15 protein-coding genes and 2 pseudogenes are annotated in these 15,813 nt (G+C 74.6%); 9 read left to right on the top strand and 8 right to left on the bottom strand.

Annotated features, from left to right (window positions below; genetic code table 11):
• The first annotated feature begins 98 nt into the window (after positions 1–98).
• Positions 99–323: a hypothetical protein gene (locus tag ACIF8T_RS11355; RefSeq protein WP_400033587.1), complete on the top strand. Its 225-nt coding sequence runs from the start codon at positions 99–101 to the stop codon at positions 321–323.
• A gap of 145 nt (positions 324–468) precedes the next feature.
• Entirely contained in the window at positions 469–1,512 is a 1,044-nt protein-coding gene (locus ACIF8T_RS11350; RefSeq protein ID WP_400033585.1) for an NUDIX domain-containing protein, read from the top strand.
• 30 nt (positions 1,513–1,542) lie between these two features.
• On the opposite strand, the pseudogene ACIF8T_RS11345 reads toward ACIF8T_RS11350, so the two are convergent.
• Together ACIF8T_RS11345 and ACIF8T_RS11340 are read right to left on the bottom strand one after the other, a co-directional pair.
• Positions 1,543–2,084, bottom strand: a pseudogene (locus ACIF8T_RS11345) (MBL fold metallo-hydrolase).
• 233 nt (positions 2,085–2,317) lie between these two features.
• Positions 2,318–3,673 (bottom strand): dipeptidase, encoded by a 1,356-nt coding sequence (locus ACIF8T_RS11340; protein ID WP_400033583.1) that lies wholly within the window; start codon positions 3,671–3,673, stop codon positions 2,318–2,320.
• A 191-nt stretch (positions 3,674–3,864) separates the two neighbouring features.
• On the opposite strand from ACIF8T_RS11340, the gene ACIF8T_RS11335 reads away from it, so the two are divergent.
• Positions 3,865–5,097: a geranylgeranyl reductase family protein gene (locus ACIF8T_RS11335; protein WP_400033581.1), complete on the top strand. Its 1,233-nt coding sequence runs from the start codon at positions 3,865–3,867 to the stop codon at positions 5,095–5,097.
• An 11-nt stretch (positions 5,098–5,108) separates the two neighbouring features.
• Here ACIF8T_RS11335 and ACIF8T_RS11330 read toward each other — a convergent pair whose 3' ends face one another.
• Positions 5,109–5,570 carry a nitroreductase family deazaflavin-dependent oxidoreductase gene (locus ACIF8T_RS11330; protein WP_400033579.1) on the bottom strand — a complete coding sequence of 154 codons (462 nt, stop codon included), beginning with the start codon at positions 5,568–5,570 and terminating at the stop codon, positions 5,109–5,111.
• A gap of 173 nt (positions 5,571–5,743) precedes the next feature.
• Here ACIF8T_RS11330 and ACIF8T_RS11325 point away from each other — a divergent pair.
• Positions 5,744–6,018 (top strand): annotated as a pseudogene (locus ACIF8T_RS11325) (DNA-binding response regulator); the annotation flags it as partial.
• 239 nt (positions 6,019–6,257) lie between these two features.
• On the opposite strand, the gene ACIF8T_RS11320 reads toward ACIF8T_RS11325, so the two are convergent.
• The gene (locus tag ACIF8T_RS11320) at positions 6,258–6,551 is read right to left on the bottom strand and encodes a DUF6332 family protein (RefSeq protein WP_400033577.1); all 294 of its coding nucleotides are present in this window, start codon (positions 6,549–6,551) and stop codon (positions 6,258–6,260) included.
• Positions 6,552–6,622: 71 nt separating this feature from the next.
• A complete protein-coding gene (locus ACIF8T_RS11315; RefSeq protein WP_400033575.1) occupies positions 6,623–8,113 on the bottom strand; it encodes an MFS transporter in 1,491 nt (496 codons plus the stop codon).
• 85 nt (positions 8,114–8,198) lie between these two features.
• Here ACIF8T_RS11315 and ACIF8T_RS11310 point away from each other — a divergent pair, with 85 nt between their 5' ends.
• Positions 8,199–8,588, top strand: coding sequence for a MarR family transcriptional regulator (locus ACIF8T_RS11310; RefSeq protein ID WP_400033573.1), 390 nt, complete (start codon positions 8,199–8,201; stop codon positions 8,586–8,588).
• A 115-nt stretch (positions 8,589–8,703) separates the two neighbouring features.
• On the opposite strand, the gene ACIF8T_RS11305 is transcribed toward ACIF8T_RS11310, so the two are convergent.
• From ACIF8T_RS11305 to ACIF8T_RS11295, 3 genes are all read right to left on the bottom strand, one after another.
• The gene (locus tag ACIF8T_RS11305) at positions 8,704–9,444 is read right to left on the bottom strand and encodes a maleylpyruvate isomerase family mycothiol-dependent enzyme (protein WP_400033571.1); all 741 of its coding nucleotides are present in this window, start codon (positions 9,442–9,444) and stop codon (positions 8,704–8,706) included.
• 81 nt (positions 9,445–9,525) lie between these two features.
• Positions 9,526–10,407: an SDR family oxidoreductase gene (locus tag ACIF8T_RS11300; RefSeq protein ID WP_400033569.1), complete on the bottom strand. Its 882-nt coding sequence runs from the start codon at positions 10,405–10,407 to the stop codon at positions 9,526–9,528.
• Positions 10,408–10,598: 191 nt separating this feature from the next.
• Positions 10,599–11,771 (bottom strand): MFS transporter, encoded by a 1,173-nt coding sequence (locus ACIF8T_RS11295; protein WP_400033931.1) that lies wholly within the window; start codon positions 11,769–11,771, stop codon positions 10,599–10,601.
• A 598-nt stretch (positions 11,772–12,369) separates the two neighbouring features.
• On the opposite strand from ACIF8T_RS11295, the gene ACIF8T_RS11290 reads away from it, so the two are divergent.
• The 4 genes from ACIF8T_RS11290 to ACIF8T_RS11275 are packed head-to-tail and all read left to right on the top strand — an operon-like array spanning position 12,370 to position 15,802.
• Positions 12,370–13,491: an LLM class flavin-dependent oxidoreductase gene (locus ACIF8T_RS11290; RefSeq protein ID WP_400033567.1), complete on the top strand. Its 1,122-nt coding sequence runs from the start codon at positions 12,370–12,372 to the stop codon at positions 13,489–13,491.
• A complete protein-coding gene (locus tag ACIF8T_RS11285) occupies positions 13,488–14,009 on the top strand; it encodes a GNAT family N-acetyltransferase (protein WP_400033565.1) in 522 nt (173 codons plus the stop codon). The genes ACIF8T_RS11290 and ACIF8T_RS11285 overlap by 4 nt, the downstream gene beginning before the upstream one ends.
• A gap of 12 nt (positions 14,010–14,021) precedes the next feature.
• Positions 14,022–15,041 (top strand): amino acid ABC transporter permease, encoded by a 1,020-nt coding sequence (locus tag ACIF8T_RS11280; protein WP_400033563.1) that lies wholly within the window; start codon positions 14,022–14,024, stop codon positions 15,039–15,041.
• Positions 15,038–15,802, top strand: coding sequence for an amino acid ABC transporter ATP-binding protein (locus ACIF8T_RS11275; RefSeq protein WP_400033561.1), 765 nt, complete (start codon positions 15,038–15,040; stop codon positions 15,800–15,802). The genes ACIF8T_RS11280 and ACIF8T_RS11275 overlap by 4 nt, the downstream gene beginning before the upstream one ends.
• Positions 15,803–15,813: the final 11 nt, after the last annotated feature.

Genomic DNA, 15,813 nt, shown 5'->3' with positions numbered 1-15,813 from the left:
GGCGGACGGGTGCGGGGTGCGAGGACGGCATGGCCGTGGGGACGGGGGCGTCACGGGCGGGTGCGTGACCCCGGGGCCGGTCCCGCGTTGTGTGAGGCATGAAGAAGCGCAGCATGCTCGCCATCGCCTCCCTCGCCACCGGCTTCGTCGTCGCGGCGGTCACCCCGTCGCACGCCCTCGGCGAGGGCCTCGGCGGCCTCACCGTCGACGACACCCTCAGCACCCTCGACGGGGCGGTCGTCGCCCAGGACAGCCTGTCCCTGGAGGACGACGCCGACGACCGGGGCGCCGGGAAGAAGGGCGCCGGGAGGGACAACGGCTGACGGTTCGAGCGGCCGGACCGCACGGCGCCGGCACCCCCGTCCGCAGGGGGTGTTGGTGCCGTCGTCGTGCGCCCTCAACTGGGGCTGGTTTCCGTGGCAGGGTGGAGCGGGCAAGCCACAGGGGGCCAACAGCAGAGGGGGACCTGTGACCGTCGTCTGGATCAACGGTGCGTTCGGTGCGGGGAAGACCACCACCGCACGGGAACTGGTCGACCTGATCCCGAACAGCACGCTCTTCGACCCCGAGGTCATCGGCGGAGCACTCCAGCACCTGCTGCCGGCCAAGCGCCTGGCCGAGGCCGGCGACTTCCAGGACCTGCCGATCTGGCGACGTCTCGTGATCGACACGGCGGCCGCGATGCTCGCCGAGCTCGGCGGGACGCTCGTGGTCCCCATGACCCTGCTGCGCCAGGAGTACCGCGACGAGATCTTCGGCGGTCTCGCCGCGCGCCGGATCCCGGTCCGCCATGTGCTCCTGGCCCCGGCCGAAACGATCCTGCGGGAGCGCATGGCGGGCCGCGAGGTCCCACCCGGCCTCCCCGACGGGGAGATACGCGTACGGCAGTGGGCCCACGACCACATCGAGCCGTACCGCACCGCCCTCGCGTCCTGGCTCACCGCCGACGCCCACCCGATCGACACCAGCGCGCTCACCCCGTACGAGACGGCCCAGCGGATCGCCGAGGCCGTCGGCGACGGCTCCGCGCCCGCCTGCGACATCGTGCAGACGCCCGAGCCCACCGCCGAGACGCTCGCCGCCGGTGTCCTCCTCTTCGACGAGCACGACCGCGTGCTGCTCGTCGACCCCACCTACAAGGCCGGCTGGGAGTTCCCCGGCGGCGTCGTCGAGCCCGGCGAGGCCCCCGCCCGGGCCGGGGTGCGCGAGGTCGCCGAGGAGACCGGCATCCATCTGGACGACGCGCCCACCCTGCTCGTCGTCGACTGGGAACCGCCCGCACCGCCCGGCTACGGCGGACTGCGCCTCCTCTTCGACGGCGGCCGCCTCGACGCCGCCGAGGCCGCCCGGATGCTGCTGCCCGGGCCGGAGCTGCGCGACTGGCGCTTCGTCACCGAGGAGGAGGCCGCCGGTCTGCTGCCCCCGGTGCGCTACGAGCGGCTGCGCTGGGCACTGCGGGCCCGGGAACGCGGCGCGGCGCTCTACCTGGAGGCCGGCGTGCCGGTCGGCTGACGCCGGTGCCGCGGGAGCGCGGCGCGCGTGTCAGGCGGGGGCCCGGTCCAGCGCCGTCCGCAGGGCGGCCGAGGCCCGTCCCACCACCGGATCGCCGTGGCCGAAGCAGGCCACGTCCGTGTCGAGCGCCGCCGGCCGGCGGCACGCGGCCAGGACCGCGGAGCGGTCGAGGTCGAAGACCCCCGGCGTCACCGCGCCGTCGACGGGCGACGCGGCGACCGTGTCGCCGGTGAACAGCACGCCGTGCTCCGGGAGATGGAGCGCGATGCTGCCGTCCGTGTGCCCGGGGACGTGGACGACGCGTGCTCCGCCGCCCACGTCGAGGACGTCCCCGTCGGACAGCCCGGTGACCGACCGCGGACGGGCGAAGCCGCCCTCGGCAGCAGCCGGCGCGCCGCCTCGTGCAGGGGACGCTCCCGGTCCTCGAACACCGGCTGAGGGCCCGGGACCCCGCCCCGGACGAGGGGCGCCTCCAGGCGGTGGGCCGGCACCGCGGCGCCGCTGAGCGCGGCGAACTCCGCCGCTCCGCCCGCGTGGCCCTCGTGGACGTGGGTGAGCACGATCCGCCGCACGTCACGGGGGTCGTGGCCGAGCGCGGACACCGCCTCGGCGATCGGCGCGCCGGAGCCCGCGTGCCCCCGCGTCGATCAGCGTCGACGCGTCGCCGTCGCGCCAGGGACAGGCCTGGCCGACGGGGAAGCGCAGCGGGTGCAGCCGGGGGAGGAGTGCGACGACGCCCATGGCACGACCGTAGGCGAGGCCCCCGTCCGGGGACGGGGGCCTCTGCCGCGGGCGGAGCCGGGGCTCAGCCCGCCGCGTAGTTGCGCAGGAACAGCGCCTCCGCCACCGACAGCCGCTCCAGCTCGTCGGGGGACACGCTCTCGTTCACCGCGTGGATCTGCGCCTCCGGCTCGCTCAGGCCTATCAGCAGGATCTCCGCGTTCGGGTAGAGGGCGGCGAGGGTGTTGCACAGCGGGATGGAGCCGCCCTGACCGGCGTACTGCATCTGCCGGCCCGGGTACGCCGCGGCCATCGCGTCCGCCATGGCCTGGTACGCCGGGCTGCCGGTGTCGGCGCGGAACGGCTGGCCCTGGCCGGTCTGCTCGGTGCTCACCCGGGCACCCCACGGCGTGTGCGTCTCCAGGTGGGCCTGGAGCAGCTTGGTCGCCTCGGCCGCGTCCACGCCCGGCGGCACCCGCAGGCTGACCAGGGCGCGGGCGCTCGCCTGCACGGACGGGGTGGCGCCCACGACCGGCGGGCAGTCGATGCCGAGGACCGTGACGGCCGGGCGCGCCCAGATGCGGTCGGCGACCGTGCCCGAGCCGATCAGTTCCACGCCGTCGAGCACCTTGGCGTCCTGCCGGAACTGCTCCTCGTCGTACTGGAGCCCCTCCCACGCGGCGTCCGGGGCGAGACCGTCGACGGTCGTCGAGCCGTCCTCGGCGCGCAGCGAGTCCAGGGCGCGGATCAGCGCGGCCAGCGCGTCGGGCGCGGCACCGCCGAACTGGCCCGAGTGCAGGTTGCCCGCGAGGGTGTCGACCTGGACGCGGACGGTGGTCATGCCCCGCAGGGTGGTGGTGACCGTCGGCAGGCCGGCCCGGAAGTTGCCCGCGTCGCCGATGACGACGGTGTCGGCGGCCAGCAGCTCCGGGTGCTCCTCGGCGTAGCGCTCCAGACCGCCCGTGCCCTGCTCCTCGGAGCCCTCGACGATCACCTTCACGTGCACGGGCACGCCGCCGTTCGCCTTCAGCGCGCGCAGCGCCAGCAGGTGCATGATCACGCCGCCCTTGCAGTCGGCGGCGCCGCGCCCGTACCAGCGGCCGTCCCGCTCGGTCAGCTCGAAGGGCGGGGTGGTCCAGCCGGCCTCGTCCAGCGGCGGCTGCACGTCGTAGTGGGCGTACAGCAGGACCGTCTTCGCGCCCTCGGGGCCGGGCAGGTAGCCGTACACCGACTGGGTGCCGTCGGGCGTGTCCAGCAGGGCCACGTCCTCGAAACCCTCGGCGGTCAGCGCGTCCGCGATCCACCGCGCCGCGCCCTCGCTCTCGCCGCGCGGGAACTGGCCGAAGTCCGCGACCGACTTGAAGGCCACCAGTTCGGTGAGCTCCGCCTTCGCCCTGGGCATGAGAGAGGCGACGGTCGCGGCGACCGGATGCGACGACATGGGCACGCTCCTTGTGGGTGCGACGTTGTACTTCCGCGTACTTCTGTGTACGAGATGATCGTGCGGGCGCGGGTGCGCTCCGACATGCGGGGCCCCCACGCCGCCGATCCTCCCACAGCGGCCTGCGGTGACCGCCGCCGTAGGATGCGGGAGACAGCGGCAGGCGGCTTGATCGGGAGCAGTAGACCATCGTGAGCAGCGAGAACTCTTCGGCGGACGACGTGCGGCAGGTGTGGGACGTCGTCGTGGTGGGCGCGGGACCCGCGGGCGCTTCGGCCGCCTACGCGGCGGCGGTCGCGGGACGGCGCGTGCTGTTGCTGGAGAAGGCCGAGCTGCCCCGGTACAAGACGTGCGGCGGCGGCATCATCGGCCCCTCGCGCGACGCGCTCCCACCGGGGTTCGAACTGCCGCTGAAGGACCGCGTGCACGCGGTGACCTTCTCGAACAACGGCCGCTTCACCCGTACCCGCCGCTCCAAGCAGATGCTGTTCGGGCTGATCAACCGGCCCGAGTTCGACCAGCGGCTCGTCGAGCACGCCCAGAAGGCGGGTGCCGAGCTGCGCACCGGCGCCACCGTGCAGCGCGTCGAGCAGCACGGCTCGGCCGTGCCGGACCGCCGCACGGTCGCCGTCGTGCTGCAGGGCGGCGAGGTCGTGCTCGCCCGCGCGGTCGTCGGCGCGGACGGCAGCGCCAGCCGGATAGGAGCGCACGTCGGGGTCAAGGTCGACCAGGTCGACCTCGGCCTGGAGGCGGAGATCCCGGTGCCGGACACGGTCGCCGAGGACTGGCAGGGGCGGGTGCTCATCGACTGGGGCCCGATGCCCGGCAGTTACGGCTGGGTCTTCCCCAAGGGCGACACGCTGACCGTCGGCGTGATCTCGGCGCGCGGCGAGGGCGCCGCCACCAAGCGGTACCTGGAGGAGTTCATCGGGCGGCTCGGCCTCGCCGGCTTCGAACCGAGCATCTCCTCCGGGCACTTGACCCGCTGCCGGGCCGACGACTCGCCGCTGTCGCGCGGACGGGTGCTGGTGTGCGGGGACGCGGCGGGGCTGCTGGAGCCGTGGACCCGCGAGGGCATCTCCTTCGCCCTGCGGTCGGGGCGGCTCGCGGGGGAGTGGGCGGTCCGGATCGCCGAGGCGCACGACGCCGTGGACGCGCGCCGGCAGGCCCTGAACTACGCGTTCGCCGTCAAGGCCGGGCTCGGCGTCGAGATGAGCGTCGGCAAGCGGATGCTGGCGGTGTTCGAGCGCCGTCCCGGGCTGTTCCACGCGGCCCTGACCGGCTTCCGCCCGGCGTGGCGGGTGTTCCGGGACATCACCCGCGGCTCGTCGTCGCTCGGCGAGCTGGTCCGCACCCATCCGATGGCCCAGCGCGCCCTGACCGCGCTGGACCGCCGGCCGGCGGACGAGGAGACCGGTGCGTGAGGCCCTGACGGTCAGCGCGCCGCGGTCTCTGTGACGGTGAGCAGGAAGACCGGGTGGTCGGGGGCGATCCGGCGCAGCTCGTCGTCGGACGAGCCGGGGCCGACGCCCCGGAAGAAGCTCCCGGCCTCGGCCTTCCAGCGCGCGAGGTAGGCGCGCAGGAGCGGCGGCTTGCCGTCGTCGGTGACCTCGGTCGCGGTGAAGACGTCGACGCGCCGGCCGAGGCGGAGCTCGCCGCCGCCCGCCGCCCGCATGTTGTGCGTCCACTGGACGTGGCCGCGCGGTGCGACCAGGTACTGCCGGCCGTCGACGGTCAGCAGGTTGACCGGCGTCGTCCGCCACCGGCCGCTCGTGCGGCCGCGGACGGCCAGGACGCGTGAGCCCCGGACGCTGACGCCGCGGCGGGTCAGCCAGGCGACGGAACGGTTGAGCACGTTGACGGTCAGCCGGCCCGGCTTCTGGACGTACGCGGACATGGGTTCCCCCTCAAGTCGTGGGAGCGGAGCCCTTCTCCGAGGGCCTCGGCCCCGCTCAGGGCCAGTCTGCCCGCACGGCGGCGGGCGCGCTCCGCAGAACGGTCCCGGCCGCTGCCTCCGCCTCCCGCCCGGGCGTCCTCGTCCACGGCCGGGGTGGCCGCGTCCACGGCCGGGACGCGCTGCTCCCACCCGGCGTGACGCGGCGTCCGGTCGCCGAGGCCGCGGCCCGGTCCGAGGGACCCGCGGCCGCCGGCGCCCTCGCCGGGCTCACCGAACGGGAACGGGAGAACGGGAGGTGAGGGCTCTGGCCGGCACCGGCCTGTCCGACGAGGAATCGCGCGCCGCCCGGTCGTCAGCCCGCTCACCGCGAAGACGCACGTCAGCCGGGCCATGGCGACCGGACGTCCGGGGCCGGGCCCAACTGGTCTTTCCCGCTCACGAGTCGGGCTGGCGCGGCCGGGCCGGCCGGGTGGGGCAAGGGCCACCGGCCGTCGCCGCCGGGTCGCGTCACGGTGGCGTGGCGGTGTTGCCGTCGGGCCGCGTCACGGTGGCGTGGTGGTGTTGCCGTCGGGCCGCGTCAAGGTGGCGTAGTAGTGCTGTCGGGCCGTCTCACGGTCACGTGGCGGTGTCGCCGCGTCGCCGCCCGGCTGCCTCACGGTCACGGGCCGTTGTCGCTGTCGGACTGCCTCACGGTCGCGGGCCGGTGCGGTCGTGGCCCGCGCCGCCCGCCGCCCCCGAGCGCCCGAAGCGGACCAGCACGCTGACGACCCGGGCGGCGAACAGTACGGCCGCGAGCCCGGTCCCGGCGCCGAACAGGACGTCCTCCGCGCCGGCCGGGAGCCGGAAGAGCAGGGCCGGACCGGCGACCGCCCCGAAGGCGACCGCGGCGAGGAAGGCCGCGCTGCACAGCGCGTAGCCGGTCTCGACGGTGATCGCGTCCCGCTGCGCCTGCGTCCGCCGTCCCCCGTGCTGAATCGTCATGCCGTGAGTGAAACAGGGGTGCGCCCGGCGGGCAAGGCCCGCCGGGCGCACCGGGTGGGGAGGCGGTCCCCCTAGTCGCGGACGGGCACCCGTTCCGCTTCCGCCTCCGGGGCGGTGGACTTGGCGACGACCACGGACGGCCGCGGCCGGCGGGCCCGCAGTCCGGAGAGGCTGAGCAGCAGACCGGCGGCGGCGATCAGCGTCACCACCACCAGCCCGGGCCGGTAGCTGTCGAGGACGGCCTGCGGGGTGGCGTTCGAGGCGTCGGCGGGGGAGTGGGCGGTCACCACGGCCGTCACCACGGCCAGGAAGATCGCGCCGCCCACCTGCACGGAGGTGTTCAGCAGGCCGGAGACCATGCCCTGCTCGTGCTCGTCCACGCCGTTGGTGGCCTGGACGTTGAGCGAAGGGAAGGTCAGCGCGAAGCCCGCGCCGACCAGCAGCATGGTCGGCAGGATCACCGCCGCGTAGACCGGGTCGAGGTCGATGCGCAGGAACAGCACGTAGCCGGCGACCATCAGGGCGAAGCCGAGCACGATCAGCCGGGCCGTGCCGAACCGGTCGATGACGGACCCGACCTTCGTCGCGGACAGCGCCACCAGCGCGCCCGCCGGCAGGAAGGCCAGCGCGGTGTGCAGCGCCGACCAGCCGAGCAGCTGCTGCATGTACAGGGTCACCAAGAACTGGAAGCCGATGTAGCTGCCCACGAACGTCAACGCACCGAGCTGAGCCCGCACTTGGGGACCGGAGCGCAGCACCCCGAGCCGCACGAGCGGGCTGGGGCTGCGCCGCTCGACGGCCACGAAGGCGACCAGCAGGGCGACGACCGCGGCGAAGGACAGCACCGTGCGGGCCGAACCCCAGCCGGCCTCGGGCGCCTGGACGACGGTGAAGACGAGCAGCAGCATCGAGGTGGTGCCGAGCACGGCGCCGGGGATGTCGTAGCCGCCGCCGGTGCGCTCGCGCTCGGTGCGCGGCAGCAGCCTGAGGCCGAAGAACAGGGCGATCAGGGCGACGGGTGCGGGCAGCAGCATCGTGAACCGCCAACTGGCCTCCGTCAGCAGGCCGGAGAAGACCAGGCCCATCGAGTAGCCCGTGGCGCCGCAGGTCGTGTAGATGGACAGGGCGCGGTTGCGCAGCGGGCCCTCGGGGAACGTCGTGGTGATGATGGACAGGCCGGCGGGGGCGGTGAAGGCCGCGCTGAGGCCCTTGACGAAGCGGCTGGCGATCAGCAGCGGGCCGGAGTCGACGAGCCCGCCGAGCAGGGAGGCGACCGCGAAGACCGCGAGGGCCACCAGGAAGACCTGACGCCGCCCCAGCAGGTCGGCCGCCCGTCCGCCGAGCAGCAGCAGCCCGCCGTAGCCCAGGATGTAGCCGCTGACGATCCACTGCAGCGTCGAGGTGGACAGGCCCAGGTCGGCGCCGATGGACGGCAGGGCCATGCCGACCATCGACACGTCCAGGGCGTCGAGGAACATCGCGGCGCAGAGCACCAGCAAGGTGCCCCACAGCCGGGGGGTCCAGCGTCCGTCGGACGCGGGGGTGGTGAGCGGAGAGGTCATGGCCGAGAGGTTACATGCACGCGCATGAGATGCAAGCGCATTTAATTCCGGTGCAACAAAATCGTTCCTCTGCTACGGTGCGGCCATGGCGGCGAACCGGGCCGAGCAGGCGCTCGTGGAGCAGTGGCGGGACATCCTGACGCTGCACGCGCGGACCCAGTGCGAACTCGACCGTGTCCTCGGCGGCCACGGTCTGTGCGCCAGCGACTTCGAGGTCCTCGACGTCCTGGCCGAGTGCGCGGCGGGCGGTCCCGCCTACCGCGTCCAGGAGATCTCCGAGCGCGTCCATCTGAGCCAGAGCGCGCTGTCCCGGCTGATCGCCCGCCTGGAGAAGGACGGGCTCGTCCGGCGCTGCGCGTGCCCGGAGGACCGGCGCGGCGTCCGTGTCGCCCTGACGCCGAAGGGGCGTGCGCTGCACGACGAGGTGCTCCCGGCGCAACGCGCGGTGCTGGCGCGGATGCTGGCGGACGGCTGACGCGGGCGTCGCCTCCACGCGGCCCGGCCTGCCCGCTCCGGCGTGCCGCCTCCGCCCGGCCGGGGACGGCCGACGCGGGGCGTCGCCCGGGACGTCGCTCCCGGCGGCCGGACGGCTAGACGATGCCGGATGTCTCCCGCCACAGGGCGGCGAGTGCGGGATCCCCCGTCACGGTCGGCACCGGGGTCCGGTTCCACAGGGCGAGGTACAACCGCGCTGCGGGACCGGCCAGTTCGCACTCGGCGGGCCCGGCGTCCGCCCCGTCGTCCCGGGTGGCCACGGGCGGTTCCTGGGACAGCCGTACGGTCCACGCCGCGTCCGCGTCCTCGGCGCGGACCCGCAGCACGCGCGGGGTCGCGGTGCGCACCCGGCTCTTGGGGCGGGCGTGGAAGCCGCGCAGCAGCTCGTCGATGCCGTCCACCGCGAAGTCCGTTGCCAAGGGGGTGGGTTCGCCGCCCCGCGCGCCCTCCGCGTCGTACCGGTGCACGGCCGTCTCGTGCGCCTGGCGGCGGGCCCAGAAGGCCAGCGGCGAGGGCGCGGGCAGGAAGGTGAAGCACTCCACGTCGGACGGCGCGCCGGTCAGCGTGTCCATCAGGTGCCGGTGGGCGGCCCGGTACCACGCCACGAGGCCGGCGCCGTCCAGCTCCGGGGGCTCGCCCATCGGGCGGCCCCCGGTGTGCCGGTCGGCGACGAACGCGGCGGCCCAGTGGTGCACCACGCCGGTGTGCCGCAGCAGGTCGCGCACCCGCCAGCCGGGGCACGCCGGCACGGCGGCGTCCACCCCGGCCCGCTCGGCGGCCGAGGCCAGCAACCGGCCCTCGCGGTCCAGGATCTCCAGGTACTGGGAGGTGTCCATGCGGCCGAGTCTGCCGCATGGAGCACGCTCCGGAACAAGGGGTTTCGGGGCCGGGCCGGCCCACGGCCGGGGTGCGCCCCGCTACGGCAGCGGCGTACCGCCCGTCGCGTTGAGGATCTCCGCGGTGATGTACGACGCCTCCTGCGAGGCGAGGAAGACGTACGCCGGGGCCATCTCGGCGGGCTGGGCGGGCCGGCCGATGGGCGCCTGCTTGCCGAACTCCTGCGTGTCCGGCATGGTCGCCGGGATCAGCGGCGTCCACACCGGGCCGGGCGCCACGGCGTTCACCCGGATGCCCCGGTCGATCACCATCTGCGCCAGCCCCTGCGTGAAGGTGACGATCGCGCCCTTGGTCGTCGCGTAGTCCAGCAGGTGCGGGCTCGGCTTGTACGCCTGCACCGAGGTCGAGTTGATGATGCTGCCGCCCTCCGGCATGTGCGCCAGGGCGAACTTGCACAGCCAGAACATGCCGTACAGGTTGGTGCGCATCACCCGGTCGAACTGCTCGGTGGAGATCGCCTCGATGCCGTCCGGCTGCGACATCTGGTACGCCGCGTTGTTCACCAGGACGTCGATCCGGCCGAACTCGTCCACGGCGCGCTCGATCAGCGCCCGGCAGTTCTCCTCCTCGCGGATGTCGCACGAGACGGCCACGGCGCGCCGTCCGGCCTCCTCGACCAGCCGGACCGTCTCGGCGGCGTCGTCCTTCTCGTCCTCCAGGTAGGTGAAGAGGACGTCGGCCCCCTCACGGGCGAACGCCAGGGCCACCGCCCGTCCGATCCCCGAGTCGCCGCCGGTGATCACGGCCTTGCGGTCCGCCAGCCGACCGGTGCCCCGGTAGGACTCCTCGCCGTGGTCCGGGGGCGGGTCCATGGGCCCGGTCCAGCCCGGGTGCGGCTGGTCCTGGGAGGGGAACTCGGGCTGCGGGTGCTGCTCGGTGGGGTCCTGCTGCTGCTCGGTCACGGGTCAGCCTCCTTCGTGGTGCGTGCCCCCGATGTGGGGCCGGGGGGCCACGGCCGGAGACCGGGTACCCACGTCGGAGCGGTGTCGATCAGGTGGTTCACGAGCCGGGCGGACGGAGTCCGGGCCGGTCCGCGCGTCGGACGCCGGCCGGCGCGGGTCCGGGAGGGGCCGCCCCGGCCGCCCCGCGCCCGTCAGCCCCCGGCCGCCCGCCGCGTCGTGAAGCCGATGACCGCGGCGACGCCCGCGAGCACCGCCACGCTGGTGAGCGCGGCCGGCAGGGTGAACCAGTCCGCCATGAACCCGATCGCGGGCGGCCCGAGCAGCATGCCGCCGTAGCCGAGCGTGGAGGCGACCGCGACCCCGCTGGGACCGGCGAGCGTGCCGGCCCGTTCGACGGCCACCGGGAAGAGGTTGGCCAGGCCGATCCCCGTGACGGCGTACCCGAGCAGGGCCGCCCAGAGGGACGGGGCGAGCGAGCCGAGCAGCATCCCGGCCGCCGCGGTGGCGCCGCCCGCGACCACGGTCCGGGTCCGGCCGAGCCGTTCGAGCAGGGTCGTCCCGGTCAGCCGCCCCACCGTCATGGCCAGCGCGAAGCAGGAGTAGCCGACGGCCGCGGCACCCGGTGAGGCGCCCAGGTCCTGTTCGAGGTGCAGGACGCCCCAGTCGGCCAGGGCGCCCTCGCCGTAGGCGGTGCACAGGGCGATCAGGCCGAAGACGATCACGAGGGCGCGGGTGCGGCGGTCCGTGCGGCGCGGGGCGCCGGCGGCCCGCGACCGGGTCCGGTCCGGCGGCACGGGCGGCTCGTGGCGCAGCAGCGTGCGTCCCGCGACGGCGGTTACCAGCAGCCCGACGACGGCGAGGCCCAGCAGGTGCCGGGCGGGGGAGAGGGAGCCCGCGACCAGCGCGCCGAGCCCGGCGCCGATCATGCCGCCCAGGCTGAAGGCGGCGTGGAAGCTGGGCATGACCGGCCGCCGCAGGGCGGCCACCAGGTCGACGGCGGCGCTGTTGAAGGCGACGTTGATGCCGCCGTACGCGGCGCCGAAGAGCAGCAGGACGGCACCGAGGGCGAGGACGGAGTGGGTGAGCGGGGGCAGCGTGACGCTGAGGGAGAGGAGGACGGCGCAGACGACGGTGACCCGGTGGTTGCCGAAGCGGCGGCACAGGCGTCCGGTGAGCGTCATGGTGACGACCGCTCCGGCGGAGACGCCGAGGAGGGCGAGCCCGAGGGCGCTGGCGGAGGCGCCGGTCTGCTCCTTGACGGCGGGGATGCGCACGACCCAGCCGGCGAAGACGAAGCCGTCCAGGGCGAAGAAGACGGTCAGGGCGATGCGGAGACGGGTGAGGTCGCTGCCGTGGCCCGGCACGACGCTGTGCGATCGGGTTTTGTTTATTTGCGGCACAAATGCAGGCTACGGGGGACCCGGAGGCCGGGCAAGGGAGGGGGTGACTCGATTCACCGCCGCGCCGGGCCCGCCTTGTAACACGCACATGGCGAGCCCGCGAACGTGTCATTGCAGTGCGGGCGGACGCTCCCCGCCCGCCTTGACCGCCCTGTGGCCCCTGATTAGGTTCCCCCGTATGCGGATCTTCCAGCGTTTTCACCGGCGGCGGGCCATCGACCTGATGCGCGTCGCCACCGCCGTGTGTAGCTGAGCCCCGCCGCGGCCCCGGGGCCCGGCGCCGTCGCGGTGCGGAGCCGGACCCCGCCGCGCCGCCGCGGACCCGCCCCTCGCCGCACCCCTCCCGCCCCCGTGCCCCGCCCCGGCCGGCGTCCGCAGACGCCCGGCTGTCCGGCGGCTCCGGCCCGCGGAGCGGCTCCTCACCCGCAGGGACCCGCGGGCCGGCCCGCCGGGCGCACCCGGCCGGCATCCGGCCCCGGCCGCCCGAAGGCGCCCGCCTCCTTCCGTCCCGGCTGAGCCCGCGCCCCGGCCGTCCCCCGACCACACGCCAGGAGATGTCCCCATGCCCGTGGAATTCCTCGGCATCGCCGCCACCCACGACGGCTCCGAGACCACCCCGCGCTCCGGCGCCGCCTTCGACAAGGAGTACACGCTCCGGCTCGCCCGGGCGCACGAGGACCACGGCTGGGACCGGGTGCTGTTCGCCTACGGCTCCGGGTCGCCGGACCCCGCACCGGCCGCCGCGTTCCTCGCGAGCCGGCTGGAACGCCTCCAGATCCTGCTCGCCCACCGGCCCAACGTCTCGTACCCCACCTTCGCCGCCAAGACCTTCGCCACCCTCGACCGGATCAGCGACGGCCGGCTGACCGTGCACTTCATCACCGGCGGCAGCGACCACGAGCAGCGCCGCGAGGGCGACACCCTCACCAAGGACGAGCGCTACGCCCGCACCCGCGAGTACATCGGCATCGTCAAGAAGATCTGGACGACCCGCGAGCCCTTCGACCACGAGGGCGAGCACTACCGCTTCCACGACTTCGTCAGCGACGTCTTCCCCGTCCAGCAGCCCCGCCCGGACGTGTCGTTCGGCGGCTCCTCGCCCGCCGCGTACGCCGCCGGCGGCGCGGAGGCCGACATCTACTGCCTGTGGGGCGAGCCGCTGGCGAGGACCGCCGAGCAGATCGAGGCCGTGAAGGCCGCCGCCCGGGCCGCGGGCCGCACCGACGTGCCGCGCATCCAGGTCGCGTTCCGCCCGATCATCGCCCCGACCGAGGAGCTGGCCTGGGAGAAGGCCCACCGCACGGTCGGCGCCATCCGGGAGCGGGCCGGCACCGGACTCACGCGGCGCCACCGCACCGGAGCCCCCGAGAACACCGGCTCCCGTCGGCTGCTCGCCATCGCCGAGGAAGGGGAGCGCTACGACCGGGCCCTGTGGACCCCGACCGCCGCCGCGACCGGCGGCGCGGGCAACTCCAACGCCCTGGTCGGCACCCCGGAGACGGTCGCCGCGGCACTGCTCGACTACTACGACCTCGGCGTCGACATCATCTCCGCCCGCGGCTACGACCTGCTGGACGACGCGATCGACTTCGGCCGGTACGTCATCCCGCTGGTCCGCGAGGAGGTCGCCAGGCGCGACGCCGAGCGCGCGGCCCGCACCACCCCGGCGGAGGTCCCCGCATGACGTCCGCCCCCGAGCTGACGGTCGTCCGCGTCCCGGTCGCCGACCCCCGGGTGCGGCCCCTGCTGCGCGAACTCGGCGACGAGTACTCCCGCCGCTACGGCAGGGACGCCCACGCCGAACTCGCCCGCTACCCCGACGAGGAGTTCACCGCACCGCACGGCGGCGTGCTGCTCCTGCTCCTGGAGCACGGCGAGCCCGTCGCGGGCGGCGCCTTCCGCCGGTACGACGCCCGCACCGCCGAGCTGAAGCGGATCTGGACGCACTCCGCCCACCGCCGGCGCGGCCTCGCCCGCCGCGTCGTCGCCGAACTGGAGCGCGAGGCACGCGCCCGCGGCTACCGGCGGGCCTACCTCACCACCGGCCCGCGCCAGCCCGAGGCCCGCGCCCTGTACCTGGCCACCGGCTACACGCCCCTGTTCGACACCGAGGCCGACCCGGAGACCATCGGCCCGCTGCCCTTCGAGAAGCACCTGACCGCCCCGGCCACGCCGTCCGCCGACCCCGGCACCACCACGTAAGCAGGAACCCCCATGGGACTCACCACCGACCCCGCCGCCGCGCCACCGGGCGGGGCCCTCCCCGCGACGGCCCCGCCGGCCGGCCAGGACCCGGCCGCGCTGAAGGTCGTGCCCGTCCGCCACTACGCCCGGTGGGCCGCGGCGGTCGCCGTGGCCGTACTGATCGCCCAGTTCGTGCACGGCCTGGCCACCAACCCGGTCTGGGAATGGGGCGTCTTCGCCGACTACGTGCTGTCCGAGACGATCGTCCAGGCGGTGTGGGTGACGCTCCAGCTCACCGCCTACGCCACGGTGCTCGGCTTCCTCCTCGGCACCGTGCTCGCGTTCATGCGGCTGTCGCGCAGCCCGGTGCTGCGGACCGTCGCCTGGGCCTACGTCTGGGTCTTCCGGTCCATCCCGATGATCGTCCAGCTGGTGTTCTGGTTCAACCTGAGCGCGCTGTACCGGGAGTTGGGCGTCGGCATCCCCTTCGGACCGGTGTTCTGGTCCGTCGACAGCAACAGCCTCATCGGGACCATCGGCGCCGCCGTCATCGGCCTGACGCTGCATCAGGCCGCCTACGCCGCCGAGATCGTGCGCGGCGGTGTCCTCTCCGTCGACCCGGGCCAGCTGGAGGCCGCCGCCGCGCTGGGCATCCCCCGGCTGCGGCAGATCCGCCGGATCGTGCTGCCGCAGGCCATGCGCGCCATCCTGCCCACGGCCGGCAACGAGATCATCGGCCTGCTCAAGGGCACCTCGGTGGTCTACGTGATGTCCATCGGCGAGCTGTTCTACCAGGTGCAGGTGATCTACGGCCGCAACGGCCGGGTGATCCCGCTGCTGCTCGTCGCCACCTTCTGGTACGTGGTGCTCACCTCCGTGCTGTCGGTCGCCCAGTACTACGTGGAACGCCGCTTCGCCCGCGGCACCGACCGCACCCCGCCGCCCGGCCCGCTGCGGCGGGCACGGAATCTCGCCGCGCGGCTGCGCGCCGCGGCCGACCGCGACGACCGGCCCGCCGTCCCCGCCGAGCCCCTCGGAGGCAGCCGATGAGCCAGGTGATGGTGGACGTCCGCGGCGTCCACAAGAGCTTCGGTCCGCTCCCCGTGCTGCGCGGCGTCGACCTCACGGTGCACGCCGGCGAGGTCACCGTCGTCCTCGGCCCCTCCGGTTCGGGCAAGTCCACGCTGCTTCGCACCATCAACCACCTGGAGAAGGTGGACCGCGGCTGGATCGGCATCGACGGCGAGCTCATCGGCTACCGCCGCTCCGGCGGCAGGCTGCACGAGCTGAGGGAGAAGGACGTCCTCAAGCAGCGCACCCACATCGGGTTCGTCTTCCAGGACTTCCACCTCTTCCCGCACCTGACCGTGCTGGAGAACCTCATGGAGGCCCCCGTCTCCGCGCTGCGCCGCCCGCGCCGGCAGGCGCAGGAGACGGCCCGCCGGCTCCTGGCCCGGGTCGGTCTCGCCGGCAAGGCGGACGCCTACCCGCGGCAGCTCTCCGGCGGCCAGCAGCAGCGGGTGGCCATCGCCCGCGCGCTCGCCCTGGAACCGAAGGTGCTGCTCTTCGACGAGCCCACCTCGGCGCTCGACCCGGAGCTGGTCGGCGAGGTCCTCGACGTCATCAAGGACCTCGCCCGCGCCGGCACCACCATGATCGTCGTGACCCACGAGATCGGCTTCGCCCGCGAGGTCGCCGACACCGTGGTGTTCATGGACGGCGGAGTCGTCGTGGAGCAGGGGCCGCCCGCGGCCGTCCTGGACGCCCCGCGGCACGAACGCACCCGCGCCTTCCTCTCCAAGGTCCTCTGACCGACCGCTCC

It is taken from the genome of Streptomyces sp. NPDC085946 (genome assembly GCF_044540485.1).
In the GTDB taxonomy this organism is placed as follows: Bacteria; Actinomycetota; Actinomycetes; order Streptomycetales; family Streptomycetaceae; genus Streptomyces.
This window is presented reverse-complemented; position numbering and strand designations above follow the sequence as displayed.

What these genes read in the sequence shown, in the direction of transcription:
- ACIF8T_RS11340 (WP_400033583.1), bottom strand. Translation starts at nt 3,673, where the DNA reads ATGTCGTCGCATCCGGTCGCCGCGACCGTCGCCTCTCTCATGCCCAGG.
- ACIF8T_RS11330 (WP_400033579.1), bottom strand. Translation starts at nt 5,570, where the DNA reads ATGTCCGCGTACGTCCAGAAGCCGGGCCGGCTGACCGTCAACGTGCTC.
- ACIF8T_RS11315 (WP_400033575.1), bottom strand. Translation starts at nt 8,113, where the DNA reads ATGACCTCTCCGCTCACCACCCCCGCGTCCGACGGACGCTGGACCCCC.
- ACIF8T_RS11285 (WP_400033565.1), top strand. Translation starts at nt 13,488, where the DNA reads ATGACGTCCGCCCCCGAGCTGACGGTCGTCCGCGTCCCGGTCGCCGAC.
- ACIF8T_RS11320 (WP_400033577.1), bottom strand. Translation starts at nt 6,551, where the DNA reads ATGACGATTCAGCACGGGGGACGGCGGACGCAGGCGCAGCGGGACGCG.
- ACIF8T_RS11355 (WP_400033587.1), top strand. Translation starts at nt 99, where the DNA reads ATGAAGAAGCGCAGCATGCTCGCCATCGCCTCCCTCGCCACCGGCTTC.
- ACIF8T_RS11305 (WP_400033571.1), bottom strand. Translation starts at nt 9,444, where the DNA reads ATGGACACCTCCCAGTACCTGGAGATCCTGGACCGCGAGGGCCGGTTG.
- ACIF8T_RS11290 (WP_400033567.1), top strand. Translation starts at nt 12,370, where the DNA reads ATGCCCGTGGAATTCCTCGGCATCGCCGCCACCCACGACGGCTCCGAG.
- ACIF8T_RS11280 (WP_400033563.1), top strand. Translation starts at nt 14,022, where the DNA reads ATGGGACTCACCACCGACCCCGCCGCCGCGCCACCGGGCGGGGCCCTC.
- ACIF8T_RS11310 (WP_400033573.1), top strand. Translation starts at nt 8,199, where the DNA reads ATGGCGGCGAACCGGGCCGAGCAGGCGCTCGTGGAGCAGTGGCGGGAC.
- ACIF8T_RS11275 (WP_400033561.1), top strand. Translation starts at nt 15,038, where the DNA reads ATGAGCCAGGTGATGGTGGACGTCCGCGGCGTCCACAAGAGCTTCGGT.